The 17,147-nt window shown below is 44.3% G+C and carries 13 protein-coding genes and 1 pseudogene; 11 read left to right on the top strand and 3 right to left on the bottom strand.

Going from position 1 to position 17,147, the window contains the following annotated elements:
• Positions 1–100 precede the first annotated feature (100 nt).
• A complete protein-coding gene (locus tag QF041_RS11880) occupies positions 101–2,353 on the bottom strand; it encodes an AraC family transcriptional regulator (RefSeq protein ID WP_307414279.1) in 2,253 nt (750 codons plus the stop codon).
• 408 nt (positions 2,354–2,761) lie between these two features.
• On the opposite strand from QF041_RS11880, the gene QF041_RS11875 reads away from it, so the two are divergent.
• The 3 genes and pseudogenes from QF041_RS11875 to QF041_RS11865 all read left to right on the top strand — a co-directional run bounded on the left by QF041_RS11875 (position 2,762) and on the right by QF041_RS11865 (position 6,280).
• A complete protein-coding gene (locus tag QF041_RS11875) occupies positions 2,762–3,667 on the top strand; it encodes an ABC transporter permease (RefSeq protein WP_017689672.1) in 906 nt (301 codons plus the stop codon).
• Positions 3,668–3,763: 96 nt separating this feature from the next.
• Positions 3,764–4,627, top strand: coding sequence for a carbohydrate ABC transporter permease (locus QF041_RS11870; protein ID WP_370511436.1), 864 nt, complete (start codon positions 3,764–3,766; stop codon positions 4,625–4,627).
• A 98-nt stretch (positions 4,628–4,725) separates the two neighbouring features.
• Positions 4,726–6,280: pseudogene (locus tag QF041_RS11865) on the top strand (ABC transporter substrate-binding protein).
• Between the two features lie 139 nt (positions 6,281–6,419).
• On the opposite strand, the gene QF041_RS11860 reads toward QF041_RS11865, so the two are convergent.
• Positions 6,420–7,571 (bottom strand): MGDG synthase family glycosyltransferase, encoded by a 1,152-nt coding sequence (locus QF041_RS11860; protein WP_307414276.1) that lies wholly within the window; start codon positions 7,569–7,571, stop codon positions 6,420–6,422.
• A 50-nt stretch (positions 7,572–7,621) separates the two neighbouring features.
• Positions 7,622–8,149: a phosphatase PAP2 family protein gene (locus QF041_RS11855; protein ID WP_017689668.1), complete on the bottom strand. Its 528-nt coding sequence runs from the start codon at positions 8,147–8,149 to the stop codon at positions 7,622–7,624.
• A 710-nt stretch (positions 8,150–8,859) separates the two neighbouring features.
• Here QF041_RS11855 and QF041_RS11850 point away from each other — a divergent pair.
• The 8 genes from QF041_RS11850 (at position 8,860) to QF041_RS11815 (ending at position 17,100) form a co-directional block, all read left to right on the top strand.
• Positions 8,860–10,098 carry a glycosyltransferase family 2 protein gene (locus QF041_RS11850; RefSeq protein ID WP_307414273.1) on the top strand — a complete coding sequence of 413 codons (1,239 nt, stop codon included), beginning with the start codon at positions 8,860–8,862 and terminating at the stop codon, positions 10,096–10,098.
• A gap of 337 nt (positions 10,099–10,435) precedes the next feature.
• Positions 10,436–10,930 carry a translation initiation factor IF-3 gene (infC, locus tag QF041_RS11845; RefSeq protein ID WP_017689666.1) on the top strand — a complete coding sequence of 165 codons (495 nt, stop codon included), beginning with the start codon at positions 10,436–10,438 and terminating at the stop codon, positions 10,928–10,930.
• Positions 10,931–10,954: 24 nt separating this feature from the next.
• Positions 10,955–11,158: a 50S ribosomal protein L35 gene (rpmI, locus tag QF041_RS11840; RefSeq protein ID WP_017689665.1), complete on the top strand. Its 204-nt coding sequence runs from the start codon at positions 10,955–10,957 to the stop codon at positions 11,156–11,158.
• An 88-nt stretch (positions 11,159–11,246) separates the two neighbouring features.
• Positions 11,247–11,606 carry a 50S ribosomal protein L20 gene (gene rplT, locus QF041_RS11835; protein WP_017689664.1) on the top strand — a complete coding sequence of 120 codons (360 nt, stop codon included), beginning with the start codon at positions 11,247–11,249 and terminating at the stop codon, positions 11,604–11,606.
• A 579-nt stretch (positions 11,607–12,185) separates the two neighbouring features.
• Complete coding sequence (locus tag QF041_RS11830) at positions 12,186–13,226, top strand: BMP family lipoprotein (RefSeq protein WP_307414270.1); 1,041 nt, start codon at positions 12,186–12,188, stop codon at positions 13,224–13,226.
• A gap of 300 nt (positions 13,227–13,526) precedes the next feature.
• Positions 13,527–15,065 (top strand): ABC transporter ATP-binding protein, encoded by a 1,539-nt coding sequence (locus tag QF041_RS11825; protein WP_036610171.1) that lies wholly within the window; start codon positions 13,527–13,529, stop codon positions 15,063–15,065.
• Positions 15,058–16,137: an ABC transporter permease gene (locus tag QF041_RS11820; protein WP_307414267.1), complete on the top strand. Its 1,080-nt coding sequence runs from the start codon at positions 15,058–15,060 to the stop codon at positions 16,135–16,137. The genes QF041_RS11825 and QF041_RS11820 overlap by 8 nt, the downstream gene beginning before the upstream one ends.
• Complete coding sequence (locus QF041_RS11815) at positions 16,138–17,100, top strand: ABC transporter permease (protein WP_062833426.1); 963 nt, start codon at positions 16,138–16,140, stop codon at positions 17,098–17,100.
• Positions 17,101–17,147 lie beyond the last annotated feature (47 nt).

Genomic DNA, 17,147 nt, shown 5'->3' with positions numbered 1-17,147 from the left:
AGAGCGACACATGAGGTGAATGATTCATTCTCATAGGTCGCTCTTTTTTTGCATTAACAATTCATGTGCATTACTCCATAAACTCAAGTCTGGGATGATTTCAGAAGTTTTCTGAATGAAATTCTTTGCGGCGATAATCGTTTGGTGTAACCCCGTTAAACTTTTTGAACATGCGATAAAAGTATGAACTGTTGGTGAATCCGGTCCTCTCGGCAATATCGGCAACAGAGTTCTCTGTCTCTACCAGCAGATGCTGGGCCTTGGCTATGCGGGTTTCGTTAATCACGTCCGTGAGCCCTTTCAGGGTGAGCTGTTTGTAGAGCCTGCTTACATAGATGGGCGACATGCCCAACTCATCTGCGATAGAAGTTAGACATAGATTGGGGTCCGCATAGTCCCGCTCAATAATGCCATTGATTTTACGAATCAACTCTTCGTGCTTCAGTGTACGTTTCTCCTCGACTTTGGAACCAAGCTCATCAAACATCCGGTAGAAGTGTTCATGTACTTCACTGATGTCTTCCGCGTCTTTGACAGGCAGCATTAGACCATCCGAGACTGAATCAAGCGTGAGTTGATTATTCTTCTTGAGGGTGTTTCGTACATGGTTCAGTGTCATCGTCAGATGGGATAAGGCTAGTTGGAAGACGGTAAATGGATATGCGGCTGTTTCGCCGACGATATCTGCATAGACTTGTTTTGCTTCTCGCGTCCTGCCTGTCATTAGATGATCGACAAGCTGTCTTTCCTTACCTGCTGGGAATGCGTACTCCTTGGCGTGATAAGCCATGATGTCAGCGGTATAGATCAGACAGCCCGGTCCCATGAACAAACGATGCAGTGAGGCTTCGGCTGATCTGGTGTAGGATGCAATACTGTCTTCCAATGAATCTTCTTCCGTGCCGATCGTACAGGAAATGGAGCATTTCAGATGGGTCATTACAGCAGCCTGCATCATACGTAGCAGCTCTTCGATCCGGTTATGAGCAGGTTGCCCAAGTTCATGGCTTTCCGCTTTTTCATTGAAGATGAGTGTGATCAGATCACCGCCCATGTCCACAGCTTCTGCATTGTAGTGGAGATCGGCTGTCTCGGTGCATATGTTCATCATGGCGTATTTTACAAGCTGGGTCTCATCACGGTACGTTTCGTAGAATTCGGTAAAATGGTCAATACGCAGCAATACCAGCCTGGATGTACGCTGAACGTCAATAGAGGAACCATAGAACTTCATCCGTTCTTCCAGCATACCTCCAGTTACTGTTTCACGGCCCTGCAGAGCCCCCCGCAGAAAATCCTGCCGTAACAAATGAAGACTGCCACGTCGCTCTGCTTCCATCACACGTAAACGAACAAGCACCTTATCAATAGGGAGATATAGTTTTCGGGACACAAGGTAAGAGAGCAGCAACCCTGCGAAGAGAAGTCCAACACAAAACAGAACGGTATGTGTTCGCATACTTCGTATATCTGAGGTAATCAGATCATAAGGTGTTATTCTCACATAACGCCAACCCAGGTCATCGGGAGCGGTATAGGTGATGAGAGATTTTTCTCCGTCGACCTTCTCGGTAAAGTAAGCTGACTGCTCCGTATCCTGCATAATTGGTTTCATAAAAGCTTCGCTGGAGAGATTTTTCATCAATGCACGGTCGCCAAAGTCAGATAAAAGGTCTCCATTCTCATTCACGATAAAGGTTTTGCCTGGTTGATCCACAGCATTCATATTCGGACTGAGCCAATCATCCTTGATATTAACGATGACAGCATAGTTTAGCTTCGCGTTATCATTAATCGTGTCATAACAGAGATAGGTGTAGCTGTTAACCTCTGTTGCTTCGGTAGAGCCGACCTGATATTTACGAGGGATGGGCACAAAAGGTTTATAGTCATGGAAGCGTTGGAGGATGCTTGTAATCCCCTGATCATCGATCTCCGAGATGGACTGCTGCCCATTGCGCACGTTGGAACTGATAAAGAATTCATTACTTTTGGAGTTATATACATAGATGGATTCGATAAAGGGAAGGGACATACGGTAGTTGTCTAGCTGCTCCATCGCCGATGTGATCTCATAGATATTTGGTTTGGAATAGAGCAGTAATGAAGAGATAGTGTAGTCCTGATAAATCTGATATGACAATGATTTTGCAGTCTCGGTCATTTTGGCCACTTCACGGCTGGTTTGAGTAAGACTGTTCATATCTGTACGATACACCTGGCGAAGAGCAATCCGATTATAGTTGACATACAAAATAGAAGAAGCCACAAGTAAGGTAGCGACGGTACTGATAATAATGCCGATCAGAATCCGTGTGAAGACCTTCTGACTGTCCTCTGAACGTTTACGCATTCTTCTTCCCCCTCGAACCTCCTGTTTTGGGTGAACAACATAGAATTTCATATACATAAGTGAGGTTTCATATATGGATGAGCAGAAGAGCAAGAGTAACTTGAATTATATATTATGTATGCGTTTACATCAATGCTGGACAGGCCATTTTGCCTGTTTTGTCTACATAAAGTTCAACTTTCGCTGGATTGTTCACTAGGTGTAGCCTATGCACGATATCAACATTTGTGAACGGATGTGTGTGGATGTCTGTTCATTTCATGGTTCGTTCATTTTGTTCATAGTTCATTTCGCAGAATCGTTCATTTTCTGAAGGGAAGCTTCAGTATCCGTGAGTGAAGGGAGCATCTACAATAAAAAGAGAGCTCCACCACGCAGCACCGCAAGAAATTCGGGAGGGATCGAGCCATGCTCAAAGAATTGAACAAAAACAAAATCATGTTTCTGATGCTGTTGCCCACGCTGATCTTTTTTCTGATTAACTCGTATTTTCCGATGGTCGGCATCTATTATGCGTTTACCCGGTATGATTTTGAAGGCGGATTATTTGGCAGTCCATTTGTCGGTCTGGAGAACTTTAAGTTCCTATGGCAATCCGGAATGTTGCTCAAGCTCACAACCAATACCGTGGGTTACAATCTCGCCTTCATTATATTAGGAAACGGTCTGGCGATCTTCTGTGCGATCATGCTTAGCGAAATCCGGGGCAGGTTATTCAAAAAAATCACGCAATCCGTCATGTTCTTGCCGTATTTCATCTCATTTGTACTATTAAGTGTAATCGCTTACAACATGTTTAACTACGAGTCGGGTTTTGTGAACACGGTGCTGAAACGTTTTGAGGCCGGCCCGGTCGACATTTATAATACACCCTGGATCTGGGTGTTCCTGATCATCATCTTTTATCTATGGAAAAATCTTGGATACAGCATGGTCATCTATCTGGCCGCCATAACGGGTATCAGTGACGAGTATTATGAAGCTGCCCGAATCGACGGGGCCAATATATTTCAGCGGATCTGGTACATTACAGTACCGATGCTGAAGCCAACCTTTGTCATCCTGTTGTTGTTCTCACTCGGCAGCATTATGAAGGGGCAGTTTGACCTGTTCTATCAACTGATCGGTAACAACGGGGTGCTGTACAATGCTACAGATATTATTGATACGTATGTGTATCGTTCACTGAAAGTAACGTTTGATATCGGGATGGCAACGGCTGCTGGTTTGTATCAATCGTTGTTTGGATTCATTTTGATCATGACCGTCAACTATATTATTCGCAAAGTAAATGAGGACTACGCCTTGTTCTAGAACGCCCGCAGGGCAGGAGGGAGAACGATCATGAACACGCCCATGAATACTCACACTCGTACGAATACTCGTCTCAGAGATTCGGAATTCACTTTCATGTTTCAACTGATTTCCTACAGCTTCATCATCATTTTATCAATCATGTGCTTGCTACCGTTTCTGCTGATTCTATCCGGTTCATTCAGTAGCAACGAGTCCATTGTGAGGGATGGTTATCACCTCTTTCCAACGGACTTTTCCCTGGAAGGTTACAAAATGGTGTTCAAATTCCCGACTCAGGTACTCAAAGCTTATGGAGTAACGGTCTTTACAACGGTGGTGGGGACTACGCTAGGGCTGTTCCTCATCACGATGGCCGGATTTGTGCTCCAGCGTAAGGATTTTAAATATCGGAACACGTTCTCGTTTTTTATCTACTTCACAACCCTGTTTGGTGGGGGACTTGTGCCTTGGTACATTATGCTGGCGAACTACTTCAATCTCACAGATACGTACACCGTACTTATTTTCCCGGGGTTGATGACGCCATTCCTCATTATCCTGATGAAAAACTTCATTCGCTCGGCAGTGCCGGATGAATTGATTGAGTCCGCCAAAATTGATGGAGCGAATGACTTCCGCATCTATTTCAGCATTGTGTTGAAACTGGCGATGCCTGGTATCGCAACCGTAGGTCTGTTCCTGGCACTGGGTTACTGGAATGACTGGTTTACCTCATCCCTCTTCATTAACAACCCGGATATGTACCAACTGCAATTTTATCTATACAACACGATGAACACGATTACATTCATTGACCAGATGGCGATTGGCACAGGGATCACACTCAGTCAGGATGTGCCTACCGAATCAACCAAGATGGCAATGGCTATCGTTGTAACGGGACCGATTTTGTTCCTGTATCCGTTTGTACAACGTTATTTTGTCAAAGGACTCACCATTGGTGCAGTGAAAGGTTAGAACGTGAACACGCTGGGTGTCAGGCCATTGACATCATTTCCGGTCTGAAGCATGGCGAGTCTGCGCTAACATATAAAGGTTCACCACAAAAAGGGAGGATGCGTATGCGTAACAAAACAATTCGGCACCTGTCTCTGGTACTTGCCCTGATGTTGTTCGCCGGGGTACTTGCCGCATGTAATAACGGTTCGGGGGGATCGACGCAAGGAAGCGAGCAGGGAGGAACAGCCGGGAACAAAGGCGAGAAAGTCACGCTCCAATTTTACATGCTTGGGGATGCTCCCAAAGATCTGCCTGTTATTGAATCCGAGATCAATAAGCTGGCGGAGGCTGATCTGAACGTCAATGTGAAATTTAACTACACCTCATGGACCGACTGGGATCAAAAATATAAACTGCTGCTGTCTTCCGGACAGCCGATCGATCTGATCTTCACAGCGGATTGGACATTCTATCAGTCCTATGCCAAGAAGGGTGCGTTCCTGCCACTGGACGAAATGCTGCCTACAGCAGCGCCAGCACTGAAAGCTCATGTACCTGATGACATGTGGAATGCTGTCAAAATCAATGACAAAATCTATACTGTTCCATCAACTTGGATTGAGTATGTAACCGAGGGGATTGCGTACCGTGAGGATTTGCGCGAGAAGTACAATCTTCCAAAACCGCAATCCTTGGAGACGCTCGAAGCGTATCTGGAAGGCATCAAAGCCAACGAACCCAATATGATTCCGATTGCGGATAGCAATGCCAACCATATCCATGGTATTCGTCAATTGACATCCAAGCTGGTTAATACAGCAGGTCAGCTTCCATATGGATTGGATATTATGTATGACACACCAACAACCGTGACGTCCTACTGGGGATCGGCGCAACATCTCGAAGACCTGAAAACATACAAACGTTGGATGGACAAAGGCTTTTTCCCGAAAAACGTACTGAATGTAAAGGATACATCCAACTCGTTGCTGCAAAATGGCAAAGCGGCAGTTGTTCTGTCCGGGGAAAACCCTAACAAATTTAATGCAGATGTAATCAAGGTGCAGTCTATTCATCCAGATTGGAAACTGGCTTATTTCCCTTACCCAAATGCAAAAGGGTTTGCACAACCGGTTCACCCGATCCACAATGGTTTTGCGATTCCGCGTAGCAGTAAAAACCCGGAAAAAGCATTGGCATTTTATGAGAAACTGGTGACAGACAAACGATATAACTGGTTGACTGAATACGGCGTTGAGGGCAAAAACTTCGAGGTAGATAATGGATACTACAAAATGGTCGGAGATGCACAAACAAACGGCTTTCCCGCGTGAGGGCATGAATGGGTGGGCTTGGCGTAATCCGGAATTCATGCTCTATGATAAAACCTTTGATGATGTCCTGACCATGTTTGAAGACCTCGACAAAATCAAAAAGCCGGATATTTATACCGGATTTGCTGAAGACTGGACTCCGTACCAAGCCGAGAAGGCTGCATTGGAGCAAGTGGAAAAGCAATATTTGTATCCGCTTAATGTAGGTTTGGTGGCAGACGTAGAAGCTGGACTGAACACATTTATGGAGAAGGCTAAACAAGCAGGATTGGAAAAAATCCAGGCAGAATACACCAAGCAGTGGCAGGAGTACTTGAAGTCAACAGGCATTCAATAGTTTGTACTTTCCTTCACATTGAAAAGGTGCCTTCAAATCCGAAGGCACCTTTTCAATGTGATTGCAGGCTTGTTTGAAGCCGTTGGTTAGAGGCATGATTGACGAAGAATGCGGGAAGCGACATCCTAATGGGATAAATTCATAAACGGGCCTCTTCTGCGGATGAAGGACGAACGTCCTCCAGCAGATCGATAATACTTTGAGCGCTCTGCATCGGATGAACCTTGGCGATTTCCGCCAGATGACGTTTGCGTTTACGTACAACATCCGGGTAGTGATGCAACAGCTTGTTCATCCATTTGACCACTACGTCAAGCGAAGTTATGGGTTCTCCCAACCCTCTTGCCGTAAAATAATGGACGTTTTCTTCTTCCTGACCAGGTATAGGGTTGTGGAACAACATTGGAATTCCTTTGGCCAAGCCTTCGCTGCATGTCATTCCCCCAGGTTTGGTGATCAGCAGGTCGGATACTTCCATCAATTTGTCCACTTCGTTGGTGTACCCCATAATGTGAATGTTTTCTTTGCGATACATGGGGTTCTGTTCCATGCTGATCCGTGCTTTATCATTGCGACCCAGACAAAAAATGATCTGAATATCTTCATGCCAGCGTGTCAGCAACGGATGGACCAGCTTGTCGTTGAGCATTCCCCAACCGCCGCCCATCACCAGTACAGTAGGCATGTTCTTGAGGTTGAATCTGCTTCGAATCTCTTCTCGCCCGGGATGCTCCCAGAAATTTGGATGCACCGGAATGCCCGTGACTCGAATGTTGTCTGTAGGAACGCCGCGTTGCATTAGTTTGGACTTAACCTCATCTGATGAAACCAGATAAAGGTCTACTTCATGGTTAATCCACGTCCCATGTGCATCATAGTCGGTGATGACTGTGCATAGGGGAACCTGTACACCCAGACGTTTCAGTCTGGATATGACAGCACTTGGAATCGGATGTGTACAGACGATCGCATCGGGACGTAACTGGCGCACAACGCTGCGTGTATGTGTATAGAACAGCTTATGCAGTGCCAGTGTTGTCAGCCTGTTCAATGATTTTTTATATTGGTGTCTGTATACGTATCCGACAAGTTTGGGTTGATTGGTAACCGTTTTTTTGTATGCTGTTATAATCAGAGGTGCAACCTTGGGATTTAAGAAACTTCCCAGTTCAAGCACTTTTGTCTGCACGTCTGGCGAGAGCTTTCGCAAATTGCTGGACAGTGCATAGGCGGCTTGAGTATGACCCGTACCAAAGCCTTCAGATAATAGTAATACTCTTTTTTTCTCCACGCTTGCTTCACCTGTTCCTGCTAGGTTTTTCTGAGTCTAACATATCGGCTTTAAGACCAGAATGCAACTGTTGCAAGTGCGACTAAAGTACCTATTGTGGCACCCGCCAGAACATCGGAAGGATAGTGTAATCCCAGATAAATTCGAGAGAATCCGACAATAAGGGCCACAGGCAACAATATTAGCAATAAGATCGGATCAGTGGTCATAAAGGGAACTGTGACCGAAAAAATGGCAGTTGTGTGCCCTGAAGGAAACGAGTGATCCGTCAGGGGATTACGGAACGTAATTGTATCCGGCAAGGCCAGATAAGGTCGAATGCGGGGATACAATTTTTTCGCGATGGCTACAGGGATGTGGCTGACCGCAAGGGCGATACATGCCTGGAGTCCTGTTGTGCTCCATGGAGCTGGAGCAAGCAGCCAGATTAACAAGGATATTGCAATAGATGAAGTTGCTCCACCCAGATGGGTGAAATAATACAGCCAAAAATTCATAAAACGATTATGAAGTCGGCCGTTGATCCACATAAAAACATTTCGATCATAATCTTGAAACTTTAAGAATAAACGGCTCATATTGGCCTCCTGCCAGTCAGGCCGCCCGTAATGGCGGCATTATTTCCGGTGATTTTCTGCATCCGGTTTCGTCCTGATTAGTATATAACCGTTTTTCATGAACTTGAGGTTATTTCAGGTATATGTTTATCATATTTTTAAATGTTGTCCTTTTCAAGAAGAACCCATGTAAAGAAAGTGAAATTCATGTTAAAGAGTGGATATATACCCATCTTAACTTTTTGACTTCGGTCAGCCAAAAAAGATACAATGATTCAACATGGCTGAAATGAGGTAAAAAAAAGTGAGTTCTGTTTCAAACTTTTTGAGGTCTGTTTGCGTTATTTGTTATAGAGCCTCTGACGAAGAATAACATGCTGATGAAAAAAGCAGGGACTTTAGAAATAAAAATCAAGTAAACGGCTGAAAATAAGATATAACAGGCATGAATGCGAGGTTGTGGTATCACGAAGTGTCTATTCAGCGTTTAAAGATCACATTTCTGCTTCAGAAAGTGGAATTGGGGTTTTGACAAATGACTGAAAAGGATACAGAATCGATAAAGCAGCCAACTGATAGCAACCAAGCTTTGAAACATTGCCTGATATAATCACGTAGTACACAAAAGAACAGGGTCATATTCTGCAGATCAAAAAAAAATAAATTGCAGAATCAGGAAGAGAAATGCTTGAGTAAACTGGGTTTTGAAAAAAAGGGGGTAACAGAGAACGATGTTGGACGCTATATTCGTCACGATGCAGGTCATTCTGGCACTGCTAGCCGTGTACCAATTCACGTTTTCGCTGTTCGGTCTTATTAAGAAAAAGAAAAAGAAACATTATCCGGCGACAAAATCATTCGCTGTACTCGTCGCAGCACACAATGAGGAACAAGTCATTGGTGCCTTGATGGAGAACTTGAAACAACTTGATTATCCGAAAGATCTGTACGATGTGTTTGTCATCTGTGACAACTGTACGGATGGAACGGCTCAAATTGTCAGAGAACATGGATTAAACGCATGTGTACGTACTAATGCCGATTTAAGAGGTAAAGGGTACGCCATCGAATGGATGCTTAAGTACCTGTGGAAATTGCCACGTCAGTATGACGCAGTTGTTATGTTTGACGCGGATAACCTGGTTGACCGTAACTTCTTGCTTGAGATGAATGATGACTTGAACAATGGTTCGCGTGTTATCCAAGGATACATTGATACGAAAAATCCGGAGGATTCCTGGATTACTGCAGCTTACGGAGTATCTTACTGGTACATCAACCGTCTGTGGCAGTTGTCTCGTCATAACTTGAATATGGCGAATTTCCTCGGAGGAACCGGAATGTGCTTTGAGACCAACCTGTTGAAGGAAATTGGTTGGGGCGCAACAAGTCTGGTTGAGGATCTGGAGTTTACGATGCGTAGTGTGCAACGTAATGTGTATCCTGTTTTCAACTATGACGCCAAAGTATTTGATGAGAAGCCATTAACATTCAAAGCTTCAGCGAGACAACGTCTGCGCTGGATGCAAGGTCACTTTACAGTTGCGCGTAGATACTTCTTCCCACTGCTCTGGCAGTCCATTAAGGAAAGAAGCCTGGTGAAATTTGACCTTGCTATCTATGGAGCCAATGTCTATGTGGTGTTGCTTACGTTCCTGATGACGGCTGTGATGTGGGTAGACATGGCTATATTCAGTGGTCCGCACATTGCTAATATTTATGGGTACTTCCCGTTATGGGTTGGGTTCATGGCTATTGGTTTGAACATTCTGACGTTCCTGTTGTCCATGGCGCTGGAGAAGGTTACCTTTGCCAAAGTTTATCTATATCTGATTTTGTTCCCGATCTACCTGCTGTCTTGGTACCCGATTACGTTCTACGCTTTCTTTACGCAGAACAACAAACAGTGGAGCCACACTCAACATACACGTGTTGTACGGTTGGATGAGGTGCAAAGCAAACAAGGGTAAGGAACTTGTATGCGATACCTTGTTGACATCTGATATCACAAATGTATAATTTGCGAAAAAAAAGTTGTGTAGAATGTTGACAATGTGTTTTGTGGGTGATATAGTATTCAAGTGCCTTAAAACGAATAGAAATGGAATCACAAGCAGAAGTCCGACTTCTCACCTGATCAACGAACATGTTGGCTGGTCAACGATCCCAATAATTTATGAAGTGTATACTCATGAAGAATTGTGTTGATTACAGGGATGTCGGTAGCTTAACCGGCATCCCTTTTATTTTTTGTTTAACTGGATATTCAAAATGACCTGGAGGTGGACGATTATTAGTAAAGATCACATGATTAATGATGAGATTCGGGCGAAGGAAGTACGCCTTGTCGGAGCTGAAGGAGAACAAATTGGGATTACGCCCATTCGCGAAGCACTGCAAATGGCGATTGACCTGAATTTGGATCTGGTCAATGTGGCACCACAGGCTAAACCGCCGGTGTGTCGTATTATGGACTATGGCAAATTCCGCTATGAGCAACAAAAGAAAGATAAAGAAGCCCGTAAGAACCAAAAAATTGTTGATATTAAAGAAGTATGGTTCCGTTCCAATATTGAGGAGCACGATTATCAAACGAAGCTTCGTAATGTAGTTAAGTTTTTGAACGAAGGCGACAAAGTGAAATGTTCTGTTCGTTATCGCGGACGTGAAATTGCACATGCCGCGATTGGTCAACGGATTTTGGAGCGCGTTAAGGTAGAAGTTGCAGAACTTTGTACTGTTGAACGTCAACCAAAATTGGAAGGCCGCAGTATGATCATGATCTTGGCTCCTAAAGCCTGATAACATTGGAGGAGGAAACACAAAATGCCTAAAATGAAAACACACAGCAGTTTGAAAGGACGCTTCAAAATTACCGGTTCCGGTAAGGTCCTTCGTTACAAAGCTCACAAAAACCACTTGCTTTCCCACAAATCCAAACGTGCTAAGCGCGTTCTGAACGGTAACCCAGTTATGGCTGCCGGGGATGTTAGACGTTTGAAACAAGGTTTGGCTAACTTGAAAGGCTAATTCTAATTAGTACATTCCGTATGGGGGATCGGCTACGGCCGTACACATACCACGGATACATTTATATTTATTTGGGAGGTTCTTTAATATGGCAAGAGTAAAAGGCGGTTTTGTAGTACGTCGTCGTCATAAAAAGGTTTTGAAACTGGCAAGAGGTTATTTCGGTTCCAAACACCGTATTTTTAAAACAGCTAACGAGCAAGTAATGAAATCCCTGGTATACGCATACCGTGACCGTCGCAACACGAAACGTAACTTCCGCAGACTGTGGATCGTTCGTATCAATGCTGCAGCACGTATGAATGGTTTGTCTTACAACAAATTGATCCATGGTTTGAAACTTGCTGGAGTAGACATGAACCGCAAAATGTTGGCTGATCTGGCCGTTAACGACATCAATGCGTTCAACTCATTGGCTACTGTAGCTAAAGGCAAAATCAACGCTTAAATTGTATAATACAAGCCGCCGTACCTATATGGCGGCTTTTTTTACGGATTGGAAGAAATTCGAAGATGAATCTCTGAATGAGTAGAGCGAATAGGCTGTAGTCTGAAAGGGAACAATGAAACCAGATAACTGGTGAATAACGTTCCATGGAAATACATAAAATACGAACGGTGAAATAATACAAATAAAAACAGGTAAATCCCTCTCATCACTAAAGTTCGCGATATGTTTTTGTTATATAACATCACATCGTTGTAACGTTAGTGTGTTAAATCGCTAAATTATTAAGCGTTTTCAATAAAAAAAGAACAAAAATATGTGATATTTGGTGATGAAACATCTGGATTTTAACACTGGTTGATTGTATAATCACCTCTAGTAGGCTAGTCCTAGATTTTTCTCTCCATGTCATAATGTTCGGTTTTTCGACAGATGATAGGATGCTTCAAGGGTGAGAATGCGCTTTTAATGTCGAAGAAACCATACATTCTGCATAAAAGTCATTCCTGCTATCTGTTAACCGTTCAATTGTAGGCTGGATTGGAATGAGGGATATATCATTAAGGGGGAAAAAGAGAAATGAAAAAGATGCTCAGCTTGTCTTTGGTAATGTTGCTGGCGGTATCGGTTATGCTCGCAGGTTGCGGTAGCAAACCGAAAGAAGAAACAAATGCCGGAGGAGATACAGGTGGCACATCCACTGAAGCGAAATCCGACCTCAAAATCGGTATGGTTACTGACGTAGGTGGAGTTAATGACAAATCCTTTAACCAATCCGCTTGGGAAGCTCTGCAAGCGACTGAAACAGAAACAGGTACTGCTGTTAAATACCTGCAAAGTAAATCCGATGAAGAGTATATTCCTAACCTGAACGAATTCGTTAAAGGTGGATATGACCTGACTTGGGGTATCGGTTTCCAATTGGCTGATGCAATCAAAACTGTAGCTGAGCAAAACCCTGATGCTAAACTCGCGATCATCGACAGCGTTGTTGATGCTCCTAACGTTAAATCCGTAACATTTGCTGAAGAAGAAGGATCTTACCTGGTTGGTGTTGTGGCTGGTCTGACAACAAAATCCAACAAAATTGGTTTTGTAGGCGGTATGGAAAGCCCACTGATCAAGAAGTTTGAAGTAGGATTCAGAGAAGGCGTTAAAGCAGTTAACCCTGATGCTCAATTCATTTCTAACTACACAGGTGCATTTGATAAACCTGACTTGGGTAAAGCAGCAGCAGCAACACTTTACAATGAAGGCGTAGATATTATCTTCCACGCTTCTGGCGCAACAGGTAACGGTGTGTTTAACGAAGCAATTGCTCGTAAGAAACAAGGTCAAGATGTATGGGTTATCGGTGTAGACAAAGACCAATCTCTTGAGTTTGGCGATGAGATCACTTTGACTTCCATGATCAAAAAAGTTGACGAAGCAGTTAAGCGCGTTAACAAAGAAGTAGTTGATGGTACATTCGCTGGCGGTTCCGAGAACCTGACTTTGAAAGAAAACGGCGTAGGTATTGCTGATACCTCTACTGCCAATGTACCTGCTGATACACTTGCAAAAGTGGAAGAGTACAAAGAAAAAATCATCAGCGGCGAAATCAAAGTTCCTACGGAGTAATTTTGATCTTAGTCACAAATGAATTAATCATTGGGGCCGGTCTTGACCGGCCTTATGATTGCAAGAACAGGAACATTTGATCAAGTCATCATAACAATTGTACAAGGTCACTGTGCACCAACGCTTCGGTAGGAGCTTTTCTTAAGATAATGGAATTGATATGTTCTTAATGAGCTGAACCATTCGATTATCGCAAGAAAAACTTCAGCTAAGCGCGGTCTGTCTTCTTTGAAAGTACGTCGATAGACGTTTTTTTTTACGTTTGCGGAACCACACTATATCAGTTATAAGGGTGATTACATGGGTGCAGCAACCCCCGTCGTTGAGTTAAAACAAATTACGAAGCGTTTCCCAGGCATTGTTGCCAACGACGCCATCAGCCTTCAGCTTCGTAAAGGCGAGATCCATGCGCTACTGGGCGAAAACGGCGCTGGTAAGTCAACGTTGATGAATATTGTATTTGGTCTCTATCAGCCAGATGAAGGTTCCATTGAAGTGAATGGCAAGCCTGTCATCATCGACAGCCCTAACCGAGCGATCGATCTTGGCATAGGCATGGTGCATCAGCACTTTAAACTTGTACAGCCGTTCACGGTAACAGAGAACATTATTTTGGGATCTGAACCAACGAAGGGTCTCAATATTAACTATAAAAAAGCAGCCGCTGAAGTTCAGCGTCTTTCCGAACAGTATGGACTGAAGGTGAATCCTCATGCCAAAATTCATGATATTTCTGTCGGAATGCAGCAACGTGTAGAGATTGTTAAAACGTTGTATCGCGGTGCAGACATCCTGATTTTTGACGAGCCTACAGCTGTATTGACTCCTCAAGAGATCAAAGAACTGATGATCATCATGAAGAAGCTTGTAGCTGAAGGAAAGTCCATTATTCTGATCACGCACAAACTGAAAGAAATCATGGAAATCTCCGATACGGTAACGATTATCCGTCGGGGTAAAGTGATTGATTCGGTCAAAACTTCGGAAACGAATCCGAATGAGCTGGCAGAGAAAATGGTGGGGCGGAATGTCACATTCAAAGTGGACAAAAAACCGGCTACACCTGGAGCCAATGTGCTCGAAGTCAGTAAATTAACGGCCAAGAATAAAGAAGGTATTTCGGTTCTGAACCAACTTAACCTGAACGTACGTGCAGGAGAGATTGTCGGAATCGCAGGCGTGGATGGTAACGGTCAAAGTGAACTGATTGAAGCCCTTACCGGACTTCGTAAAGTAGAGAGCGGTTCGATTCTTTTGGAGGGCAAGGAGCTGTCCAATCATTCTCCGCGCCATATCTCGGAGTCGGGTGTAGCCCACATTCCGGAAGATCGACATAAACACGGACTTGTACTTGATTTTTCAGTGAGTGAAAATATCGTTCTGGAATCGTATTATAAAGCACCATACACCCGTAAAGGGTTCCTTAACTTCGATGCCATCAAACAGCAGGCGAAGCGGCTTGTTGAGGCATTTGACGTGCGTACACCAAGCATCGAGACCAAAGCTCGGTCCTTGTCCGGAGGAAACCAGCAAAAGGCCATTATCGCCCGTGAGGTAGATAAAAACCCTGAACTGCTTATCGCTGCGCAACCAACACGTGGTTTGGATGTAGGGGCTATTGAGTTCGTGCAAAAGCAACTGATTGCACAGCGCGACCAAGGGAAGGCTGTTCTGCTGATTTCATTTGAGCTTGATGAGATTATCAATGTATCTGACCGAATTGCTGTTATTTATGAAGGCCAGATCGTTGGCGAGGTGCTGCCGGAAGAAACCAATGACAGGGAGCTCGGCTTGATGATGGCGGGCAGCACCCAAAAGAGAGGTACTGCGCATGAATAACGTATTGAAATGGTTTACCCGAGATTCATTTATTTTGCCTGTAGTAGCTATTATTATGGGTCTTATTCTCGGTGGAGTTGTCATGCTGATCGGTGGTTACAATCCGGTTGAAGCTTATGGTGCATTGTTCACCAAGGTATTTGGCGACATGTACAACTTTGGTGAAGCAGTACGGGAAATGACACCACTAATTATGACTGGACTTGCATTTGCATTTGCATCACGTGCAGGGTTGTTTAACATTGGGGGAGAAGGTCAATTTCTCGTCGGTATGACCGCTGCAACATTTGTTGGTGTTAAATTTGCAGGTTTACCGATCTACCTTCATGCGCCACTGGCTTTGATTGCCGGTGCATTATTTGGTGGTCTGTGGGCCGCTATTGCTGGTTATCTAAAAGCGGCACGTGGGGTCAATGAAGTTATCAGTAGTATCATGTTGAACTGGATTGGTCTGTATCTGGCCAACCTTATCGTTCGCCAATTCTTGCTGTTGAAGGGCGAGAATCGTTCCGTGGATATCAGCGAATCGGCTTCGATTAGTTTGACATGGCTCTCTGAACTGATGGGCAATTCCCGTGTACACATGGGGACGTTGATTGCCCTTGTGATGGCTGTGCTCTTTTATATCTATATGTGGAAAACAAAACAAGGTTATGAAATCCGCGCGGTAGGTTACAACCCTAATGCGGCTGAATATGCAGGTATGCATGTTAACCGGAATATCGTAAAAGCGATGTTTATCAGTGGTATGCTTGCGGGTCTTGGTGGTGCCTTCCAGGTTCTTGGTGTGTTCCATTACCAGACCGTAATGTCGGGTTCACCCGGAACAGGCTTTGACGGAATAGCGGTTGCCCTGATTGGTTTGAATCATCCATTTGGGGTGTTATTGGGTGCAGTGTTGTTTGGTACCCTCACGTACGGATCTGCAGGTATGAGTTTTGCTGCGGATGTTCCGCCTGAGATTATTCGGATTGTGATCGGTTCGATTATCTTCTTCATTGCGGCACAAGGCATCGTGCGCTGGATACTCAAACCGTTCTATTCGAAGCGTAAGAAAGAGAAGGTGTTGTAGATGGACTTGTTGACAATTGGGCAAATTATCAATACGACGCTTGTCTTTGCTACGGCATTGATTTTTGCATCACTCGGCGGAATTTTTTCGGAGAAATCAGGTGTAACCAACCTTGGACTTGAAGGTTTTATGGTCTTTGGTGCCTTTGCAGCTGGAATCGGGGCGCATTATGCTCAAGAAGCGGGCATGGGTGGAACGACATCGGCCTGGATGGGAGTTTTGCTTGCGATTGTATTGGGCGTACTGGTATCGCTGATTCATGCCGTTGCGTCTATCACATTTAAGGCAGACCAGATTATCAGTGGTATCGTCATTAACTTTTTGGCAGCAGGAAGTACGTTGTACTTGGTTAAACTGTTGTTTGAAGGTTCTGGTGATTCACCGTTGGTTCAAGGCTTCAGCAAGTTTGATGTGCCATTCTTGAAAGACATTCCTTTGCTTGGAGAAGCCTTCTTCAAGAACGTATATCCAACGACATATCTGGCCATTCTGTTCGTATTCCTGACGTATTACATCATGTTCAAAACGCCATTTGGTCTGCGCCTTCGTTCTGTAGGTGAACATCCAAGTGCGGCTGATACGGTTGGTGTTAAAGTGCTTCGTTATCGCTATATTGGCGTTATGATCAGTGGTGCGCTTGCGGCCATTGGTGGAGCTGCGATTACGTTGACGACCACGGGTACGTTCTCACACAATACGGTTTCCGGCCAAGGTTATATTGCCATTGCAGCTATGATCTTTGGTAAGTGGAATCCGATTGGTGCCTTTGGTGCGGCTGTCTTCTTTGGATTCTCACAAGCGATCCGAAACTATGTACAGTTGTTTGAATGGTCACAAAGTATTCCCCAGGAAATTATTTTTATGTTGCCTTACCTGCTTACCATCATCGTTCTCGTTGCAGCGGTTGGACGTTCTTCGGCTCCGTCTGCACTCGGTGAAGCGTATGACCCGGGTAAAAGGTAAACTTGCAATATGTCAATTTACTATCCAAAAGCTTGATAAAAGGGTCC

The sequence above is a fragment of the Paenibacillus sp. W2I17 genome (genome assembly GCF_030815985.1).
GTDB lineage: Bacteria > Bacillota > Bacilli > Paenibacillales > Paenibacillaceae > Paenibacillus.
The sequence above is the reverse complement of the archived record's forward strand: the minus strand, read 5'-3'. Positions and strand labels throughout refer to the sequence as shown.

Coding starts and splice junctions, on each gene's coding strand:
- QF041_RS11880 (WP_307414279.1), bottom strand. CDS start 2,353: ATGCGTAAACGTTCAGAGGACAGTCAGAAGGTCTTCACACGGATTCTG.
- QF041_RS11875 (WP_017689672.1), top strand. CDS start 2,762: ATGCTCAAAGAATTGAACAAAAACAAAATCATGTTTCTGATGCTGTTG.
- QF041_RS11870 (WP_370511436.1), top strand. CDS start 3,764: ATGTTTCAACTGATTTCCTACAGCTTCATCATCATTTTATCAATCATG.
- QF041_RS11855 (WP_017689668.1), bottom strand. CDS start 8,149: ATGAGCCGTTTATTCTTAAAGTTTCAAGATTATGATCGAAATGTTTTT.
- QF041_RS11850 (WP_307414273.1), top strand. CDS start 8,860: ATGTTGGACGCTATATTCGTCACGATGCAGGTCATTCTGGCACTGCTA.
- infC (WP_017689666.1), top strand. CDS start 10,436: ATGATTAATGATGAGATTCGGGCGAAGGAAGTACGCCTTGTCGGAGCT.
- rpmI (WP_017689665.1), top strand. CDS start 10,955: ATGCCTAAAATGAAAACACACAGCAGTTTGAAAGGACGCTTCAAAATT.
- rplT (WP_017689664.1), top strand. CDS start 11,247: ATGGCAAGAGTAAAAGGCGGTTTTGTAGTACGTCGTCGTCATAAAAAG.
- QF041_RS11830 (WP_307414270.1), top strand. CDS start 12,186: ATGAAAAAGATGCTCAGCTTGTCTTTGGTAATGTTGCTGGCGGTATCG.
- QF041_RS11825 (WP_036610171.1), top strand. CDS start 13,527: ATGGGTGCAGCAACCCCCGTCGTTGAGTTAAAACAAATTACGAAGCGT.
- QF041_RS11820 (WP_307414267.1), top strand. CDS start 15,058: ATGAATAACGTATTGAAATGGTTTACCCGAGATTCATTTATTTTGCCT.
- QF041_RS11815 (WP_062833426.1), top strand. CDS start 16,138: ATGGACTTGTTGACAATTGGGCAAATTATCAATACGACGCTTGTCTTT.